This window comes from Dorea sp. OM07-5, from assembly GCF_003481355.1.
Lineage (GTDB): Bacteria > Bacillota > Clostridia > Lachnospirales > Lachnospiraceae > Dorea_D > Dorea_D hominis.
In genome coordinates this window covers 14,711-31,855 of the sequence record NZ_QUKZ01000001.1, presented here as the reverse complement: position 1 = coordinate 31,855, position 17,145 = coordinate 14,711, and the positions used below count along the sequence as shown (strand labels likewise).

15 protein-coding genes and 1 other annotated feature are annotated in these 17,145 nt (G+C 40.9%); of the genes, 4 read left to right on the top strand and 11 right to left on the bottom strand.

The window, feature by feature from the left end; genetic code table 11:
- Genes DXC04_RS16015 through DXC04_RS00145 form a run of 4 tightly spaced genes read right to left on the bottom strand, consistent with a single transcriptional unit; the run spans window position 1 to window position 6,361 of the window.
- The gene (locus tag DXC04_RS16015; protein ID WP_021860751.1) at window positions 1-135 is read right to left on the bottom strand and encodes a hypothetical protein; all 135 of its coding nucleotides are present in this window, start codon (window positions 133-135) and stop codon (window positions 1-3) included.
- Window positions 119-1,462: a bifunctional folylpolyglutamate synthase/dihydrofolate synthase gene (locus DXC04_RS00155; RefSeq protein ID WP_118659435.1), complete on the bottom strand. Its 1,344-nt coding sequence runs from the start codon at window positions 1,460-1,462 to the stop codon at window positions 119-121. The genes DXC04_RS16015 and DXC04_RS00155 overlap by 17 nt, the downstream gene beginning before the upstream one ends.
- Entirely contained in the window at window positions 1,462-3,672 is a 2,211-nt protein-coding gene (locus tag DXC04_RS00150) for an LTA synthase family protein (RefSeq protein ID WP_118659433.1), read from the bottom strand. Before DXC04_RS00150 ends, DXC04_RS00155 begins: the two co-directional genes overlap by 1 nt.
- Window positions 3,673-3,697: 25 nt before the next feature.
- Window positions 3,698-6,361: a valine--tRNA ligase gene (locus DXC04_RS00145; protein ID WP_021860748.1), complete on the bottom strand. Its 2,664-nt coding sequence runs from the start codon at window positions 6,359-6,361 to the stop codon at window positions 3,698-3,700.
- 81 nt (window positions 6,362-6,442) lie between these two features.
- Window positions 6,443-6,713 (bottom strand) — a binding site (T-box leader).
- 144 nt (window positions 6,714-6,857) lie between these two features.
- On the opposite strand from DXC04_RS00145, the gene DXC04_RS00135 reads away from it, so the two are divergent.
- Window positions 6,858-7,481, top strand: coding sequence for an Ig-like domain-containing protein (locus DXC04_RS00135; RefSeq protein WP_021860747.1), 624 nt, complete (start codon window positions 6,858-6,860; stop codon window positions 7,479-7,481).
- Window positions 7,482-7,506: 25 nt separating this feature from the next.
- Here the strand turns inward: DXC04_RS00135 and DXC04_RS00130 are convergent, their stop codons facing one another.
- The 6 genes from DXC04_RS00130 to DXC04_RS00105 all read right to left on the bottom strand — a co-directional run bounded on the left by DXC04_RS00130 (window position 7,507) and on the right by DXC04_RS00105 (window position 13,931).
- Window positions 7,507-8,451, bottom strand: a complete 945-nt coding sequence (locus DXC04_RS00130; RefSeq protein WP_118659429.1) for an AEC family transporter — start codon at window positions 8,449-8,451, stop codon at window positions 7,507-7,509.
- Window positions 8,452-8,637: 186 nt separating this feature from the next.
- A complete protein-coding gene (locus tag DXC04_RS00125; RefSeq protein ID WP_158570016.1) occupies window positions 8,638-10,176 on the bottom strand; it encodes an L-serine ammonia-lyase, iron-sulfur-dependent, subunit alpha in 1,539 nt (512 codons plus the stop codon).
- Between the two features lie 18 nt (window positions 10,177-10,194).
- On the bottom strand, window positions 10,195-11,505 hold the full coding sequence (locus tag DXC04_RS00120; protein ID WP_118287955.1) for a TRAP transporter large permease: 1,311 nt from the start codon (window positions 11,503-11,505) through the stop codon (window positions 10,195-10,197).
- Complete coding sequence (locus DXC04_RS00115; RefSeq protein WP_118287956.1) at window positions 11,502-12,026, bottom strand: TRAP transporter small permease; 525 nt, start codon at window positions 12,024-12,026, stop codon at window positions 11,502-11,504. Before DXC04_RS00115 ends, DXC04_RS00120 begins: the two co-directional genes overlap by 4 nt.
- 12 nt (window positions 12,027-12,038) lie before the next feature.
- Window positions 12,039-13,073: a TRAP transporter substrate-binding protein DctP gene (dctP, locus tag DXC04_RS00110; RefSeq protein WP_117536908.1), complete on the bottom strand. Its 1,035-nt coding sequence runs from the start codon at window positions 13,071-13,073 to the stop codon at window positions 12,039-12,041.
- Between the two features lie 153 nt (window positions 13,074-13,226).
- A complete protein-coding gene (locus tag DXC04_RS00105; protein WP_117536909.1) occupies window positions 13,227-13,931 on the bottom strand; it encodes a FadR/GntR family transcriptional regulator in 705 nt (234 codons plus the stop codon).
- A gap of 180 nt (window positions 13,932-14,111) precedes the next feature.
- Between DXC04_RS00105 and DXC04_RS00100 the strand changes: the two genes are divergently transcribed.
- From DXC04_RS00100 to DXC04_RS00090, 3 genes are all read left to right on the top strand, one after another.
- Window positions 14,112-14,981: a pyridoxamine kinase gene (locus DXC04_RS00100; RefSeq protein WP_118659427.1), complete on the top strand. Its 870-nt coding sequence runs from the start codon at window positions 14,112-14,114 to the stop codon at window positions 14,979-14,981.
- A gap of 2 nt (window positions 14,982-14,983) precedes the next feature.
- Complete coding sequence (locus DXC04_RS00095) at window positions 14,984-15,511, top strand: TIGR04002 family protein (RefSeq protein ID WP_021860743.1); 528 nt, start codon at window positions 14,984-14,986, stop codon at window positions 15,509-15,511.
- Window positions 15,512-15,584: 73 nt separating this feature from the next.
- Window positions 15,585-16,181 carry a TIGR04100 family radical SAM protein gene (locus DXC04_RS00090; RefSeq protein WP_021860742.1) on the top strand — a complete coding sequence of 199 codons (597 nt, stop codon included), beginning with the start codon at window positions 15,585-15,587 and terminating at the stop codon, window positions 16,179-16,181.
- A 9-nt stretch (window positions 16,182-16,190) separates the two neighbouring features.
- Here DXC04_RS00090 and DXC04_RS00085 read toward each other — a convergent pair whose 3' ends face one another.
- Window positions 16,191-17,063, bottom strand: a complete 873-nt coding sequence (locus DXC04_RS00085; protein WP_118287959.1) for a helix-turn-helix transcriptional regulator — start codon at window positions 17,061-17,063, stop codon at window positions 16,191-16,193.
- Between the last annotated feature and the right edge of the window lie 82 nt (window positions 17,064-17,145).

Sequence of the window (17,145 nt, the reverse complement as noted above, 5' to 3'; positions counted from 1 at the left end):
TTATTTCGTCTGTTCCATCATCTCTCGTATAATGTCTGTCATATCACTTAAGTCTTCCTGATACACCGCGCCCTCGATATCTTCTACTTCCAGACTCGGCTGAAACTTCTTCACTTCTTCATCGTAATTCAGCATGATTGTTACCTCCTGCTATTCGTTCTTTTATAGCTCCCACAAGATACAAAGATCCGAGACAGTAAATCTCACTCTCTCCCCGTCTGTCATAAGCTTCCTTAAGGGCATCCCCTATATCGCTTTTAGCCACAACTTCACAGTCCGTATATCTTTCAAATACTTTCTTAAGTTCTTCGGCTGACACTCTCCGTTTGTCAGGGATCTCTGTTACAATATATAACTTTGCCGGCAGATACCTGCACAGATATGCAATCATCCACTCGTAGTCTTTGTCCGCCACAGCAGAAAATACTACTATCGGCAATGGTTCCGGTTCCGGATACAAAAGGTGTATACTCTCCACAAACGCTTCGATCGCACCCGGATTATGCGCTCCGTCTACAAGCACATGCTCCGCTACTTCTTCCATACGCCCTTCCCAGTGAATAGATGCGACGGCATCAACCCACTTCTTCCTCCTGTCCGGTTCGCTCTCACAGTTTCCTAACAGACATTCCAGTGCTTCCAACGCAATCTGCGCATTCATTACCTGATAACATCCGCAGATTGGAACCTGCCAGATAACATCTTTATCATAAGCATTTCGCCTTGAAAATGCAATATGGTTTCTCGTAATTTCACGGATTTCGAACGCATTTTTCGAGATTTTTCTGCAAGGTGCGTGCATTTTCTCCGCCTGGCGTCGTATCACTTCCGTCGCCTCTGCCCGGCTTCCGTCAAAAATAACCGGAACTCCTTCCTTGATAATCCCTGCTTTTTCAAAAGCAATTTTCTCAATTGTATCACCCAGAATCGCTGTGTGATCCAGACTGATGGATGTGATGACTGTAAGAACCGGACTTTCCACAGCATTGGTCGCATCCAGTCTGCCACCGAGTCCTGTTTCCAAAATGATATATTCTACGCCTGCCTTTTCAAAGGCTTTCATCCCCATGCCAAACAGGAATTCAAAATAAGAAGGATGTCCTTCACCTTCCTGCTCCATTTCCTGTGCTACATGATACGCTTCACAGAATACATCATAAAATGTATCATCGGAAATCTCTTCTCTGTCAATCTGTATTCGTTCATTGATCTTGATCAGATGTGGCGATGTGAAAAAACCTGTTTTTTTTCCTTCTGCCTGCAAAACAGCCTGCAGATAAGCACATACGGAACCTTTTCCATTCGTACCCGCCACATGGATGACTTTGCAGTTCTCTGCCGGATTCTGTAATTTTTCCAAATATTTTTTTGTATGCTTTAACGGATGTTTTTCCGTAAACTTGGGAAGCTCTTCGATATAATCGACAGCTTCCCTGTAATTAGACGGTATTTGATGTTTCATTATTTATCTCCGTCGGCCTGTGGTACCCAGGACTTGGTTGTATCGGTTCCTGTTCCTTTTTGTACTGTCAGTTTTCCATCCTTATAAATATATTCATCTGACTTTCTGAATACCGTATCGCTAGATCCCATTTGTACAATCGAGATCTTATCTCCATTCTTAAGTTCTGTCTCATCCAGGTCAATTCTCGTATTATTCAGAAACGTAGAATCCTGCTTCTCGTCATTTACAAATACTTTGCTCGATTTGGTAAAGTTTTCGCCATACAGACTGTAACCTTCATCGAGATGCGGTACAACATTTTTCAATGTTACATTGCGGATTCCCATCTTCATATGTCCTTCTGTGATCGGTTTCTTGCCATTGTAAACATACTGTTTGCCATAAAGGATATCGTACTGTAAAAGCTCCAGGTCGGACAGATAATTCTTCGTCTTTCTTCTTGTCTGATGATAGTTGAACAATGTTCCGGAATGGATTCCCAGACGTTCAAATACTTCTGACATGATCTGGTAAGACGGAATATTTCTGTCCTGTTTCTTAAGCCCGATATTATCCCAGATGACATAGTTCGTGTTGTAGAGATACCGGCTCTTTAAGTCTTCTGCTTTTAAGCCCATTGTCGGAAGATGATCGCCGTAGAAAACTACAACGGTCGGTTCTTTTCTCTTCTCTACTGCCTTAATCAGATTACCGGCAAACTGATCCATCTCATAAACCTGATTTACATAGTATTCCCATTTATTCTTCAATGCCTCATCATCGATCCCCGATACTGTAATTCTCGGATTCTGGATTACTTTCTCTGTCGGGTAATCACCATGTCCTTGCAGGCTGACTGTAAATACGAAATCATTTTCTTTTGTTGAATTCATCGCATCCATAATATGCTGTACAAGCACGGCATCTTTCGCCCAGCCATTCTCTGTAAGCTGCAAAATGTTCATAAATTCTTTACTCGTAAAACTGTCAAATCCAATATTATTAAATACTCTCGCACGGCTGTAGAAATTACCGCCATTATTATGCAGCGCATGTGTTCCGTATCCTAATTTTCCTAATGCAGTAGCCGCACTCTCGCATGTATGATCCTTCAGCATTGTCTTATATGGATATTCTCCCGGTCCGAAATAACGTAAATTCATTCCGGTCAGCACCTCAAACTCTGTGTTCGCTGTTCCGGCTCCTACTGATGGTACCTTGAAATATCCGGTCGAATATTTCTTAAACATCTTATGAAGATTCGGGCACACATCCTGAGATGTCTTGAAAAATTCTGCATTATCTACATCGAAATAAGATTCCAGCTGAACAAATAAAATATTCGGTTTTGTCTTCTTCGTCTTTGCATTTGTGATCTTAGATTCCGTAAGTTTCCCATTCTGTCCGATCTCTTCCATCGTTTTCTTACTGTAACCGCTCGGCTCATCAATTCCGGTGTTGAACACACTTGCCATGAAGCAGTACGGAAGTCCGTAGTCTTCATATGCAAATGCGATATTTCCGAAATATGTGGATACGACTCTTTTGTCTACTGCCTGATTGGAAACAAATACATATAACACTGCACATACAACAATTCCAATCAATGCACGAACGTGGTGAATCTTTCCATCATACTGTCCGCCACGTCTCCACATAGAAATCATCCATACAACAACCGCCGCGATTCCTACGATAAATAATATAATCTCAAATCCGTCCAGATATTTATTGATCAGCGATAATCCGTCTGATGCAATCTTCAAATCCTGCGCATTAAATGGAGTAACACGCTTTAGCAGCATATAGCCGTTTGCTATACCAAGAATCATCCAGAATACACTGATAATAATCCGGACAAACACTCTCCGCTTGAACAAATATACAATGGAAAATGTGACAAATATCATAAATGCATTATACAAAAATACCAAAGGGGATCCCGTCATATAAATCCACGCTTCTACGAGTGAATGACGGGAAATCGCCTCAATTGCGAAGTTGATGATACATGCAAGCAGCGCATGGAACACCAGCGAAAAACGATTCATAAATTTATAAACAGGCTGCATTTTCCTTGCAAATGCACTGTTGCGGCGCGCTTCAATAATTCTCGCACGCCGCTCCTTTCGTGCCTTAAAGTGGCGAATAACGTCTTCTTTTTTCAGATTCTTTAATTTGTCAATTGCACCTTTAATATCCGGTTTTTTAATATGAATTTTTTTCATAATATCCCCTTACATATCTTCTAGTTTATTTGGACTGTTTTGCTTTCAGTCCTTCCAATCTTTCAGATACCTGTGCTTTCATCTGTTTGTAAGTTTCCAGTTTCTCACGTTCTTCCTGAACTTTTGCTTCCGGTGCTTTGCTTACAAATTTTTCATTATTTAACATTCCCTGTGCACGGGCAATCTCTTTATTTAAACGAGTTTCTTCTTTGGTCAGACGTTCGATTTCCTGATCGAAGTCAATCAGTTCTTCTAACGGAACGTATACAGTTGCATCCGGAACAACTACGGATACTGCGTCATCTGCAATTCCTGCTTTATCTTTCTGAATAACAAGATCCAGCACAGAAGCCATCTGTTTTGCAGAATTTGTCATAAATGCAAGTCCATCGCATAATGTCTGATCTTCGCAAACTACATATGCAGTTGCTTTTCTTGAATTCGGAACGTTCATCTCTGCACGTACGTTACGGATACCACGTACAATCTCTTTGTAGTGATCTACAATGCGCTCAGCTTCCGGAAAGTTCAGAGCTTCGTCATATTCCGGCCATGCAGACATCATCAGTGACTCCTCTTCCGGAATCAGCTTGCCGTAAATCTCTTCTGTTACAAATGGCATATACGGATGCAGTAATTTCAGAGAGTCTTTCAGAACTTCTCTTAATGTCCAGAGTGCGTCATTTGCTCCCTTTGGATCTTCTTCTGCATGGTAAATACGATATTTTGCAAGCTCGATATACCAGTCACAGAACTCATCCCAGATGAAGTCATACAGCTTAGACAATGCAATTCCGAGTTCGAATTTATCCATGTTTTCTGTCACATCTTTAATCAATGTGTTGCATTTTGATAAGATCCACTGATCTGACGGATGCAAGCTGTCTTTTGCAGGTTCTTCTAATTTCTTCTCATCCAGGTTCATCATAATGAAACGTGACGCATTCCATACTTTATTTGCAAAGTTTCGGCTTGCCTCAACTCTTTCATTATAGAAACGCATATCGTTACCAGGTGCATTACCGGTAATCAGTGTCATACGCAGCGCATCTGCTCCGTACTGGTCGATGATTTCCAGTGGATCGATACCATTTCCAAGAGACTTACTCATCTTACGTCCCTGTGAATCTCTTACCAGTCCATGAATAAATACGGTATGGAACGGCGCTTTTCCAGTATGTGCATATCCTGAGAATACCATTCGGATTACCCAGAAGAAGATAATATCATATCCTGTTACAAGCACATCTGTCGGATAGAAGTAATCCAGATCTTCGCTCTGATCCGGCCATCCAAGTGTTGAGAACGGCCACAGCGCTGAACTGAACCATGTATCCAGTGTATCTTCGTCCTGTGTCAGATGTGTACATCCGCATTTCGGGCATTTTTCCGGCATACCGTGAGATACAACAACTTCTCCGCAATCATCACAGTAGTAAGCCGGGATTCTGTGGCCCCACCAGATCTGGCGAGAAATACACCAGTCACGGATATTTTCCAGCCAGTGCAGATAAATCTTGTTAAAACGCTCCGGAACGAATTTTAATTCGCCAGTCTTGATCGCATTGATCGCCGGTTTTGCGAGTTCGTCCATCTTCACAAACCACTGCTGCTTTACCATCGGTTCAACCGTTGTGTGGCAACGGTCATGTGTTCCAACATTATGAGAGTGCGGAACAACCTTTACAAGATATCCCTGCTCTTCCAGATCAGCAACCATTGCTTTTCTTGCTTCGTAACGATCCATACCTGCATATTTACCACCATACTGTTCGTTGATCGTCGCATCATCGTTCATGACATTGATCTCCGGCAGATTATGGCGTTTTCCGACTTCAAAGTCGTTCGGGTCGTGAGCCGGTGTAATCTTAACAGCACCTGTTCCGAATTCTTTGTCTACATAATAATCTGCAACGATCGGAATCTCTCTGTCTGTCAGCGGCAGAAGACATTTTTTTCCTACGATATCTTTGTATCTCTCATCATCCGGATGTACTGCGATTGCCGTATCTCCAAGCATTGTCTCCGGACGTGTTGTCGCAATCTCAAGGAAATCATCTGTTCCAACGATCGGATATTTGATATGCCAGAAGAATCCATCCTGCTCTTCATGCTCTACTTCCGCATCAGAAAGGGATGTCTTACATACCGGACACCAGTTAATGATACGGGATCCTTTATAAATAAATCCTTTCTCATGCAGGCTGATAAATACCTGCTCTACAGCCTTGGAGCAGCCTTCATCCATTGTAAATCGCTCTCTGTCCCAGTCACAGGAAACACCAAGTTTCTTTAACTGTCCTTCGATTGTTCCGGCATACTCTTCTTTCCACTGCCATGTTCTCTCTAAGAATTTCTCTCTTCCAAGTTCTTTTTTATCAATTCCTTCTTCTTTTAACTGATTGGTAACTTTTACTTCTGTAGAGATTGCTGCATGATCTGTTCCCGGAATCCACAGAGCATTATACCCCTGCATTCTCTTATAACGGATCAGAATGTCCTGCAGTGTATTGTCTAAAGCATGTCCCATATGCAGCTTACCGGTAATATTCGGTGGCGGCATTACTGTTGTAAATGGTTTCTTACTTCTGTCTACTTCTGCATGAAAATACTGGTTTTCACACCATTTTTCATATAATTTTGATTCAATCTCTTTTGGATTGTATGTGGTCTCTAAGTTCTGACTCATTGTTTCCTCCTCATAATTCCTCATAAGTTCTTATTTCACACTTTGGTCACATTTGGACAATTAAAAACGCCCTTTACACACGTAAAGGGCGACTGTAACCGCGGTACCACCTTTATTATATAGAAGAAACTCTTCCATATCTCTCATCTTATTCTTTAACGGGAATGACTCCGGGATATCCTACTTGTTCCTCTGATCTCTAACTCTACTGACCAGTTCGTAACCTGTCGTTTCAGATATCCGGCATCCAAAGCTACCTTCTGTATCTTCTGATTCTGAAACTGTCTTCCAGCCTGCGGACAGTTCTCTCTGGCAGGGAATGATACATACTCCTCTTCTTCAACGCCTTTACGTATAAACTCACTGAATATCATATCTATCGATTCTGTTTTTGTCAAGGATTTTACACAGATTTCAGAAATCCTTAAGGTTTGACTTTCACTTTTTTACTTCTTATAATAAAGTTATCATAATCGATAGAAAGAGGGAAGAAATCATGAAAAAGAAATTTACCACACTGTTAGTCGCTTTATTGCTGACAGTTCTGCTTCCTATGCCATTACCGGCACAGGCCGCTGATTCAGATGCTGATGTCTGCACACACGACTGGTCTGAATGGGAGGTAGTAAAAGAAGCAACTGTATTTAGAACCGGTACAAAAGAACGCTTTTGTTGGTATTGCGACAGCATTCAAACCAAAACAACTCCAAAAATAAAAGCATATGCTAAAATAGCACCAAAATCGCTAACGCTTTATAAGGGAAAATCAAAAAAGCTTAAAGTTTCCTATGGAAGAGGAGATTCTGTAAAAAAATGGAAATCTAGCAATAAAAAACTGGCATCTGTCACACAAACCGGGAAAATCAAAGCAAAGAAAAACGGAAAAGTTAAAATAACTGTCACCTTAAAATCCGGAAAAAAAGCTACGTGCAAAGTACGGATCATTACTAAAAAGAGAAAACCAAAACCGAAAAAGACTTCTGGAACCGTATATTGGACTCCTTCCGGACAAGTCTACCACAGCACCAGAAGCTGCCCTACGCTTAGCCGCTCTCGTGTTGTAAAATCAGGATCACTCGCCTCATGTCCAAAGAAAAGGCCTTGCAAAGTTTGTCATTAGTATCAAAAGTTTTGAAAAGCATGAACTATATAAAGTTCATGCTTTTTAATATGTACAGCCAGCCTGTCAGTGTGAATGCACTGAACAATGTAGTAAGCATTACAACACTGGAACTAAGGACTCCTTCATGTCCCATATTTTTGGCCATCACAAAACAGCTTACTGTTGTCGCTGATCCCAGCATTACCAGTATCGCCACCAGTTCTTCTCTCCGGAATCCAAGCATAATCGCAATCGGAAGAAAGATTGCCGCAAGACCAATTAATTTCATAAATGTTGCAACTGCTGCCGGTTTCACTTTTGCAAATGCCTTCTTTATATCGAAAGTAGCTCCCATTGCCATAAGCCCCATCGGCGTTGCAACACCGCCAATATTTGTTACCGTCTTCTGCATAATATGTGGCATCTTAAGTCCAAGTGCAGACCAAAGAAGTCCTGCTACAATTCCTAAAATAATCGGATTCGTCACAATACCTTTTGCTGTTCTTTTTAAAACAGCCTTATCAAGTCCACTCTGTCCCGGCTTAAAGAGGGATAACACCAATACTGCCATAATATTATAAAGCGGCACACTTCCAATGATCATAACCGGTGCCATTCCTGCATTTCCGTATATATTCTGTATAAATGCAATTCCCAGAAGAGCTGCACTGCTCCTGTAGGACGCCTGAATAAATTCTCCTCTCAAAGCTCTTTCTTTTAACCCCAGTGACATAAATGATACCAGTGTAATACTGAAAAATGTTGCCAGAAAACAAAACAATACAAATTTCATATTCCATACTTCGTGAAAATCGACTGTGGCCAGATCACTAAACACTAAAACCGGAAGCGGAACCACAAATACGAATTTGTTCATTTTCTGTGCAAATACATCATCAATCCATCCGATTTTGTGAAATAATAGTCCCAGAATCATAAGTAAAAAAATCGGGACGGTTGCATTTAAACTAAATATCAGATTTTCCATTTTCTCTTCTATTCCTTCTTATACAATATTATCAGGTTAAAATTCTCACATATTCTATCATATTTTTTGTCTATAAACAACGAAAAAGAGACTTCACTCTGTTTGTACACTCCATAGAAGGGGAGCATATCATTCATGCGTAAGTCTCTTTTTCATTTTCATATTATAGGGTTCTATGTTAAAAATCTACTGCGTTAATTTTTTTCGTGTACACACAGCTGTTTTGGTACATGCCAGTCCACCTATTGTTGCACACTTTAATTCTGATGGCAGGCGCTTCTCTACATCAATCAGTGCATCGATCACCTCGTCCGGCGGAATAAAGCTTCTTACTCCTGCCAAAGCCATATCGGAAGAAATATAAGCATTTGCCACACCAACTGCATTTCGCTTTATACATGGAACTTCAATCGGTGCTGCTATCGGATCACACACAAGTCCCAGCAAATTCTTCATACAAATAGCCATTGCATGCATAATTGCTTCCTTATCTTCAGTGAAAATACTGGCCATACCTGCTGATGTAATTGCACTGGATACTCCTACTTCTCCCTGGCAGCCTCCGACAGATCCTGAAAAAGACACATCACAAGCAGCCATTATAACGCCAATCAATGCACTTACAAACAGCCCGTCTTCAATCTGTTTATCTGAAAGTTGATGTACCTGTTGCAATGCAGTCATGCATCCAGGTGCAATTCCTGAGGAACCTGCAGTTGGAGCTGCGACAATACATCCCATGGAGCCATTATATTCCATAACTCCAAGAGCCATTGCTGTCGCAAGTGGAATCGTACCTCCTGAAATCGTCTCTTCTTTCTCCACTGCCTGCATCAGCATTTTTCCATCTTTTCCACTGGTAAGTCCATAGAGCAGCTGATGCTCTTCCTGTCCTTTTTCCACAGATTCTTTCATCAAAAGCCACTGTTCATGCATTCGGTCACGAATTACTTTTTCCGAAAATCCGGATCGTAAGGATTCATATCTGACAGCAGTCTCTGCCAGTGTTAAATTCTCCTTTTCAGCATATTCACAAACGCTGTCACAAGAACTGATCCATTCTACATGTCTTTTAGAGGATCCATAGGCAAGAACCGGTGACGCAAGACTTATTTTTTTCACCATGTTCTGCCCGCGAAGCAACTCAAGCATACTCTCATCCGGTTTTTCAAGAAACGTACCACACGTTACATATTCTTGTTTTTCTGAAATGCCCTGCTGTACTTCTTTTGCTCCTGCAAATGTCTCTTTTGCCAGCTCTGTTTCACTCCATACTATCACATGCCAGGTATCCGCTGTCAGGCGCATAGGAACCCGGTCAATTTCACTGATAAGAATGCTTCCGCCACCTATTGAAGTTCCAAATACGGAATATTCTTCACCATCTTTTGTATATACTGTAACTCTGGCTGAATTTTCCGGATATTTTCCTTCTTCCAGAAAATCCACCTTTGTCTCCACTCCGTTCGCATGTGCGATTGCAATTGCATCACGAATCTCCGGATCATTTTCCGACATTCCAAGCGTTCCACCAAAAAGTGCTGCATCAGAACGATGTCCATAATAAGTAGTTCTCATTTTCGGACTCAACGTCAATCTGACAGAAGCTGCTTCCACCTGTAAAATACGATTTGCCATCATTCCTATTCTGGCCATACCAGCTGTGTGAGAGCTGGACGGACCGATCATAACCGGTCCTATTATTTCAAAAATACTTGTTTCCATTTTCCTCTCCTCTTCCATTTACACAAGGCCAAACAGTCTTGGCAATGCCATAGAAATTGGTTCAATATAAGTAGTAAGTAACACAATCGGCAGATATCCGATCAGTAAAAATACGGCTGTATTTTTCATCATTTCTCCAAATTCCGCATGGCCGATTTTCATTCCGAAATACAACACACTTGCATATGGAGGTGTCAGGCATCCTGCCGATAAATTTACAACCATAATTGCTGCAAAATGCACCGGTGAGATTCCATATGCATTAATTAATGGAAGTAACAGCGGAGCACAAAGCATAATTGCTGTTGTATCATTAACAATCATTCCTACAAAAAGGAGAAATACATTTACCATCAGCAGAACAACATATTTATTATCTGTAAACCCAAGGAATACATTTACGAGCATCTGTGGAATCTGAAGCTGTGTCATTGCCTGACTCAGTAACAGGCAGAAAAAGATCATCATAAAAATAGATCCTATAGAAGATGCTGTAGATCGTAACATATTCAGTGTATTTTTTGCTTTCAATCTGCGATACACAAAGATTCCTAATAAAATTGCAAGCACCGCACATACCGACGCAGCTTCCGTTGCAGTAAAGATACCTCCGTAAATTCCTCCAAGAATAATTACAGGCATCATAAGTGCAGGAATGGATTCAATGATTACTTTTTTCTTTGATTTTGGCTTTTCTTCTGCTACTGTTTCTTCTACTACCGGAGCATTCGCATATTTTCTTGCATATACAATATTTAAAACAGAAAAGGTTATAATTGTTAAAATTCCAGGTACTACAGTTGAAAGAAAGCCTGCCAGAATACTGGTTCCTGTTGCCCAACCATAAATAATAAGAGGAACACTTGGTGGAATTAAGCTTCCCAAAATAGAGGAACAAGTCACCAAAGAAGTCGCAAATCCTCTGGAATATCCTTCTCTTCGAAGTTCTGGAATCATAATTCCTCCAAGAGCTGCTATTCCGGTGAATGCACTTCCTGAAATAGCTCCCATAATACCACAAATGACAACAACGATAACTCCGAGTGCGCCTTTAATTTTTCCTACAAATACTCTGGCAAGTCCTACCAGTTTCTCTGCCATGCCGCTTTCTGCGATTAAATTTCCTGCTATTACAAACATCGGTACTGCAAGAAGTGAGGTACTGATCATCTGTGAATATCCCCACACAAACAAAGATCTCACAGGCACATTACAAGTTGCTACCAGGAAAATCAAAGCTCCGGCAAAACAATACGGTAATGGAATACCTATCAATAACAGGATCAATAACAAGCACATACAAATTGCAAATGCAACCATTACATTCATGATCTATTTCCTCCTTCTTCCCATTTTTCTTTGAATTTAACGATATTTTTTACAGTTCCGACTAATGTATATACACACATCAGTGTCAATCCTGTAAGAATTGCCAGTTCTCCGATTGGCATAGGGATTCCAAGCACTGCACTTTTCTTTCCGATTTCCAGACTATGTATCGAATATTGTATCGCCCAGTCAAACACATATATTGCTAATGCACTGGCAACGATATTACAAACGATTTCTGTAATCTGAACTGCATGTTTATTTTTTGAAACCGCCTTCACAATTCCACATTCAATATGGGAATTCGTATATGCTGCACACGCTCCGCCAAGGAAATATACCCAAATAGTAGGAAATGTCAGTAATTCTTCAATTCCAAATAAAGGCATATTAAAAAATCGTAAAATAACCTGTAACGTCACGAGGAATACCATAAATAAAGCCAATATAGAACAAACGACTTCACAGACATTTCCAACTATGTCAAGAAAGCGTTCTATTTTTTCTCCAAGTACTTTCATCTCTTTTTCCTCCTATTGATTTTGAATCTTCTTACTCAACTTGCCCCATACGGAACCATATTCAGAACCAATTTTTGGCCATACTTTTTTCCGCACATAATCTCGATAATCATCGATTACTTTATTTCCCGGTTCGTATACTTCTACACCTTTTTCTTTGAATAACTTAATGTACTTTTTCTCATTACTCTTAGCAAGTTTAAATGCTTCATCCTCAATTTCTTTTGCACTCTTCTGCACAATCTGCTTTTCCTCTGCCGACAATGTTTTCCAGGTATCCATACTCATATAAATCCAGTGACATTCCATATGCGTCTTTGTACAATACAAATATTTACACAATTCACCGTAATCGTTCCAGTACTGTTCTGCACCACCACCAGACACACCATCTACAACTCCTGTCTGTAACGCAGTAAATGTATCAGATGTCGGCAACGGTGTTGTGGAAAAGCCAATTGCAGTTCCGAACTCTTCAAACGCTTTTTGCTGAGGAACACGAATTTTCAGTCCTTTTTTTGCACCTGGGGTTTCAATATTTTTCGCTGGCTTTGTTGTCATAATTGCACCGAAATATTTAGGAATTACGGCTAAAAGTTTGATATTTTCTTTTTTCAACTGGCCGCTTACATACTGATATACCATTCCGTCATTCGAATTATACAATGCCATTGCTTCATCCCAGCTTGTTGCCAGATATGGAGCAATTTGTACAGATAACGTAGAGTTAACAGATGGCGACATCGATCCTAACATTAACTGGATTTCTCCCATACCTGCGCATTCTTGAACAACCGTATAATCACCCAGTTGGTTGTTTGGATAAATATTAATCTGTAAATTATCCATCTGACTCGTCAATTTATCCGCAAATTCATTGGCAAGTTTATCGTTATCCGTGCCTTCCGCTCTTGTGTGTGCAAATTTCCAAATTCTTTTTCCACTTTTCGTCTCGCCGGATGCATTTTGACCACTATTCGCACATCCTGCAAGAAGTCCAACCGCAAAGACGCATGCAAAAATCGCACTCAAGACTCTTTTTCTCATTCCTTGTATCCTCCTTGTTATTTTGTATTGTCTGGTTGTCTGACAGCCTTACATTTAATATACATTAAATCCATCAAAAGTCAAGTAGTTATTTGAAATTGTTTCAAAAAAACATGAGTTGTCGCAACAATTTAGACAACTCATGTTTTTATTCTATTTATTTCTCATTTTTCTAGTTAAATGATATTCCACAATCTTTCGAGCTCGCTCGGCATCATGATCTTTTAATGCCTGAATCACCTCACCATGTTCACGATGGTATGATAACACCTCTTCAAGCTCCGAGTCCTTTTCAAACTCTTCTCTTTCCTCCAAAACCATCTGCACCAATGAATTATATAGCGCCATCAGCACATCATTATGAAGCATCTTCACAATGTAAGCATGAAATTCATGTCCTTTTTTTTCAGACTCTTCATCCCGGCCCTGTAACGTATCTTCTACCATCTCTTCATAATTTTTCTGTAAATATGCAATATCTTCTTCCGTACACTGCTTTGCTGCAAGGTAAGCCGCCTGAGATTCCAATATTAATCTGCACTGTAAGATCTCATCATAATAATGTTCATTGCTCATCATTTCCATCAGACGATTATCATTGATCCTCTGTAACGCATTCGGTGCAATATAAGTTCCCTGTCCGGTCCGCGCCTCCAGGATTCCTAACACCTGCAAAGATTTTATTGCCTCTCTTATGGAACTTCTGCCAACCTGGAATTCTTTTGCCAGTTCTATTTCCCCTTGAATACGTTCTCCCTCTTTCCAGGTCCCGTCTTCAATCTGTTTTTTTATCTGTGTTGATATATCTTCGTATACTTTATTCTTCTGAATTGGCGTAATCATAAATTCATTCCCCATCTTTCTCTAATATTAAGATATACTTTTTCAATTTGTATTTATCTTATCACATTTTATACTTGAAACCCACCTATTTTTATCTCCTTTAACTGGCTTGCTTAGTTTTGTTATATCTGGCTTTTTCAAACACACCACTTTAGTGCTAAGATAAGTGTAGTTTTGATGAAGGGAAGTTACACTATGACAAAAAAAATTGCCGTAATCAATGATTTATCCGGATTCGGCAGGTGTTCTCTTACTGCAGCAATCTCTGTCATTGCCGCTATGGGAGTGCAGCCCTGTCCGCTGCCGACAGCAGTGTTATCCGCTCAGACCGGATATCCGAGTTATTATTGTGATGATTATACAGAGAAGATGGAGTATTTTCGAAGCGAATGGAAAGAGATGGGGCAGACTTTTGACGGTATTTACACCGGATTCGTAGCAAGCGAGCAGCAAATTGACCAGATTTTTCATTTCGTAGAAACATTTGACACACCGGACACATTCTTATTAGTCGATCCGGTTATGGGGGACGATGGGCACACCTACGCAATGTTCACTCCCGAACTGTTGCGCAAAATGAAAAAACTTGCCATGACCGCTGACATTATCACACCAAATCTGACAGAGCTGACATTACTCACGGATGCTTCTTATCATGAACTGGTTGCCATTTCCGATGCAGAATCTATGATGAAAGAAATCGTGAAGCTGGCACAGAGTCTTTGTGAAGCCGGACCTTCTAAAGTTATTGTAACCGGAATCCGTTTTTCTGATAATGACGGAACTCGCAAAATGGGAAACCTCTATGTTACAAAAGAAGTGCAGACACTTGTCGCTTTTCCATATATCGGTGGCAGTTATTCCGGAACCGGAGATCTTTTTGCCTCCTGCTTAAGCGCAGGGATTGCAAGGGGATATGATGTACCAGCCACCATTAAACTCGCCGGTACATTTCTGGAAGCCGCACTTGCTGACTCTGTCAGGGAACATATTCCGGCTAATGATGGTGTAAATTATGAGCAATATCTGGCAATGCTTACTGCCGGATTAGAAAAGGGGATTTAATAATGAATGAGAAACAGCAAAAACCAGTTACTTTATTGACTGTCACCGGATTATTCGCAGCAATCATCACCTTGATGACTGCATATATCTGTCATATACCTTACGGTGCAAACGGTGGATATATCCACTTCGGTGATGCCCTGATCTATGTTGCAGCTGTGATCCTGCCAAGACCATATGCGATGGCTGCCGCTGCAATCGGCGGAGGACTTGCAGACCTTCTGACTGCACCAATGTGGGCGCCGGCAACGATTATAATCAAGATGCTGATCACATTACCATTTACAAGTAAAAACGGTCGCATGCTGAACGGGCGTAATATCATTGCACCTTTCCTCGCCGCTCTTATTTCCGCAACCGGTTATTATCTTGCCCAGGGAATCCTCTTTGGCTCCTGGATATCTGTCATCGTTTCTTTTGCAGGAAGCGCTGTACAGTCCGGTGGAAGTGCTGTGATTTTTCTTGTACTTGCAGGTGCAATGGATAAGGCACATATCAAAAATAAAGCAGAATTGATTTTATATCAGTAAATCTAAAATATTATCTGCTTGAGCTGCCGCAGACAGCTTTCTAATGAAATACTTTAAGATAGGAGAACAAAAAATGGCTGACATTTTATACACATACAAAAATCAGGTATACGCAAACATTACAAATCAATGCAACTGCAGATGCACCTTCTGCATCCGAAGTCACGAAGACGGTGTCGGTGATGCCGAGACACTCTGGCACAAAAAAGATCCGACACTGGAAGAGATTAAAGCTGCCATGGATGCTTTTGATTTTACCGGTTATGATGAGCTTGTTTACTGCGGTTATGGAGAACCGACCTGTGCGCTCGACATCCTTCTGGCATCCGCAAAGTATGCCAAAGAAAAATACGGTGTAAAAATCCGCATTAATACAAACGGACTTGGCAATCTTCAGCACGGACGAGATATTGTTCCGGAACTTGCCCCGGTTGTCGATGCACTTTCCATCAGTCTGAATGCACCGGATGCCGAAAAATACAATGCTGTCACAAGACCTCGTTTCGAAGGAGCTTTTGAAGCTATGCTTTCCTTTGCACAGGAAGCCCATAAAGTGATCCCGTCGGTAAGATTATCCATTGTAGATGTTCTCCCGGAAGATCAGATTGAAGCCTGTAAGAAGCTGACCGCTGACCTTGGTGTGCCGCTGAAAATCCGTAAATTTGCTTAAATCTTGTTATTACTTCTGTATAGACTTCGGCGTACAGTGCATGTACCGCTTGAAAATCTGGCCAAAATACGCCGGGCTGGCAAATCCAACCAGTCCGGCTGTCTCTGCAACGCTCTTTCCTTTTTTCAGAAGTGGAATACTTTTCTGTATCCGAAGAGACATCAGATATTCCAGAATGGTCATATCCATATGTTTCTTAAAAAATCTACAACATTCACTTTTACAAATATTCACATGTGCTGCTATATCATCCAGATTGATGTCACGGCTGTAATTCTGTTCCATGTAAGAAAGCATTTCCCTGAGACGTTCCAGATGCACTGCGCTCTCCGCTTTTGCATGCGGTCTTTTTCTATATTCCCGGTACAGATAATCCCAGATTCTAAGGACTTCCTGCTGGATCTGCATCTCATAATCTTCCGGCTGTTCATCCATAAGTTTCTGGATCTTAACCATCCGCCGCAAAATGTCCTGATGCCACTCTATATCTTTTTCCAGCTTAAGCGCTGCAAAACTGCTGTCATCAACCAACGGCTCCACATATTTACTGTGAAAAACACTCCCTTCATATCCGTAAACCAGACGCGGATGAAAAGTAATGGATAAATATGTACAGTCCTTCCGGTCACGCCGGTATCCGGCATGCAGCGTCCGGCTGTTTCCAAACATGCCTTCGCCCTCTTCCAGATTATATGTCTTTTCATTAATGTGGTATTCCATCTCTCCGGATACGATCTTCGTAATCTCGATCTCCGGGTGCCAGTGCCACAAAAATGCACCCTGCTCATAGGACTCAATATGCTCCACAGCTACATTTAACGGGAAACTGTAACTGCCATGTTCCTTGATTTCTTTCTGATTCTCTTCAATATTAATCTGCATTTTCCACTTCCTCAATATTCTTATAGTATTGTCTATTATTCTTATTGCGAGTGTTTATTTATCTCATTATTATTATCATAGT

Excerpts from the sequence above, each read along its gene's own strand:
- DXC04_RS16015 (WP_021860751.1), bottom strand. The coding sequence starts at position 135 with ATGCTGAATTACGATGAAGAAGTGAAGAAGTTTCAGCCGAGTCTGGAA.
- DXC04_RS00155 (WP_118659435.1), bottom strand. The coding sequence starts at position 1,462 with ATGAAACATCAAATACCGTCTAATTACAGGGAAGCTGTCGATTATATC.
- DXC04_RS00150 (WP_118659433.1), bottom strand. The coding sequence starts at position 3,672 with ATGAAAAAAATTCATATTAAAAAACCGGATATTAAAGGTGCAATTGAC.
- DXC04_RS00145 (WP_021860748.1), bottom strand. The coding sequence starts at position 6,361 with ATGAGTCAGAACTTAGAGACCACATACAATCCAAAAGAGATTGAATCA.
- DXC04_RS00135 (WP_021860747.1), top strand. The coding sequence starts at position 6,858 with ATGAAAAAGAAATTTACCACACTGTTAGTCGCTTTATTGCTGACAGTT.
- DXC04_RS00130 (WP_118659429.1), bottom strand. The coding sequence starts at position 8,451 with ATGGAAAATCTGATATTTAGTTTAAATGCAACCGTCCCGATTTTTTTA.
- DXC04_RS00125 (WP_158570016.1), bottom strand. The coding sequence starts at position 10,176 with ATGGAAACAAGTATTTTTGAAATAATAGGACCGGTTATGATCGGTCCG.
- DXC04_RS00120 (WP_118287955.1), bottom strand. The coding sequence starts at position 11,505 with ATGAATGTAATGGTTGCATTTGCAATTTGTATGTGCTTGTTATTGATC.
- DXC04_RS00115 (WP_118287956.1), bottom strand. The coding sequence starts at position 12,026 with ATGAAAGTACTTGGAGAAAAAATAGAACGCTTTCTTGACATAGTTGGA.
- dctP (WP_117536908.1), bottom strand. The coding sequence starts at position 13,073 with ATGAGAAAAAGAGTCTTGAGTGCGATTTTTGCATGCGTCTTTGCGGTT.
- DXC04_RS00105 (WP_117536909.1), bottom strand. The coding sequence starts at position 13,931 with ATGGGGAATGAATTTATGATTACGCCAATTCAGAAGAATAAAGTATAC.
- DXC04_RS00100 (WP_118659427.1), top strand. The coding sequence starts at position 14,112 with ATGACAAAAAAAATTGCCGTAATCAATGATTTATCCGGATTCGGCAGG.
- DXC04_RS00095 (WP_021860743.1), top strand. The coding sequence starts at position 14,984 with ATGAATGAGAAACAGCAAAAACCAGTTACTTTATTGACTGTCACCGGA.
- DXC04_RS00090 (WP_021860742.1), top strand. The coding sequence starts at position 15,585 with ATGGCTGACATTTTATACACATACAAAAATCAGGTATACGCAAACATT.
- DXC04_RS00085 (WP_118287959.1), bottom strand. The coding sequence starts at position 17,063 with ATGCAGATTAATATTGAAGAGAATCAGAAAGAAATCAAGGAACATGGC.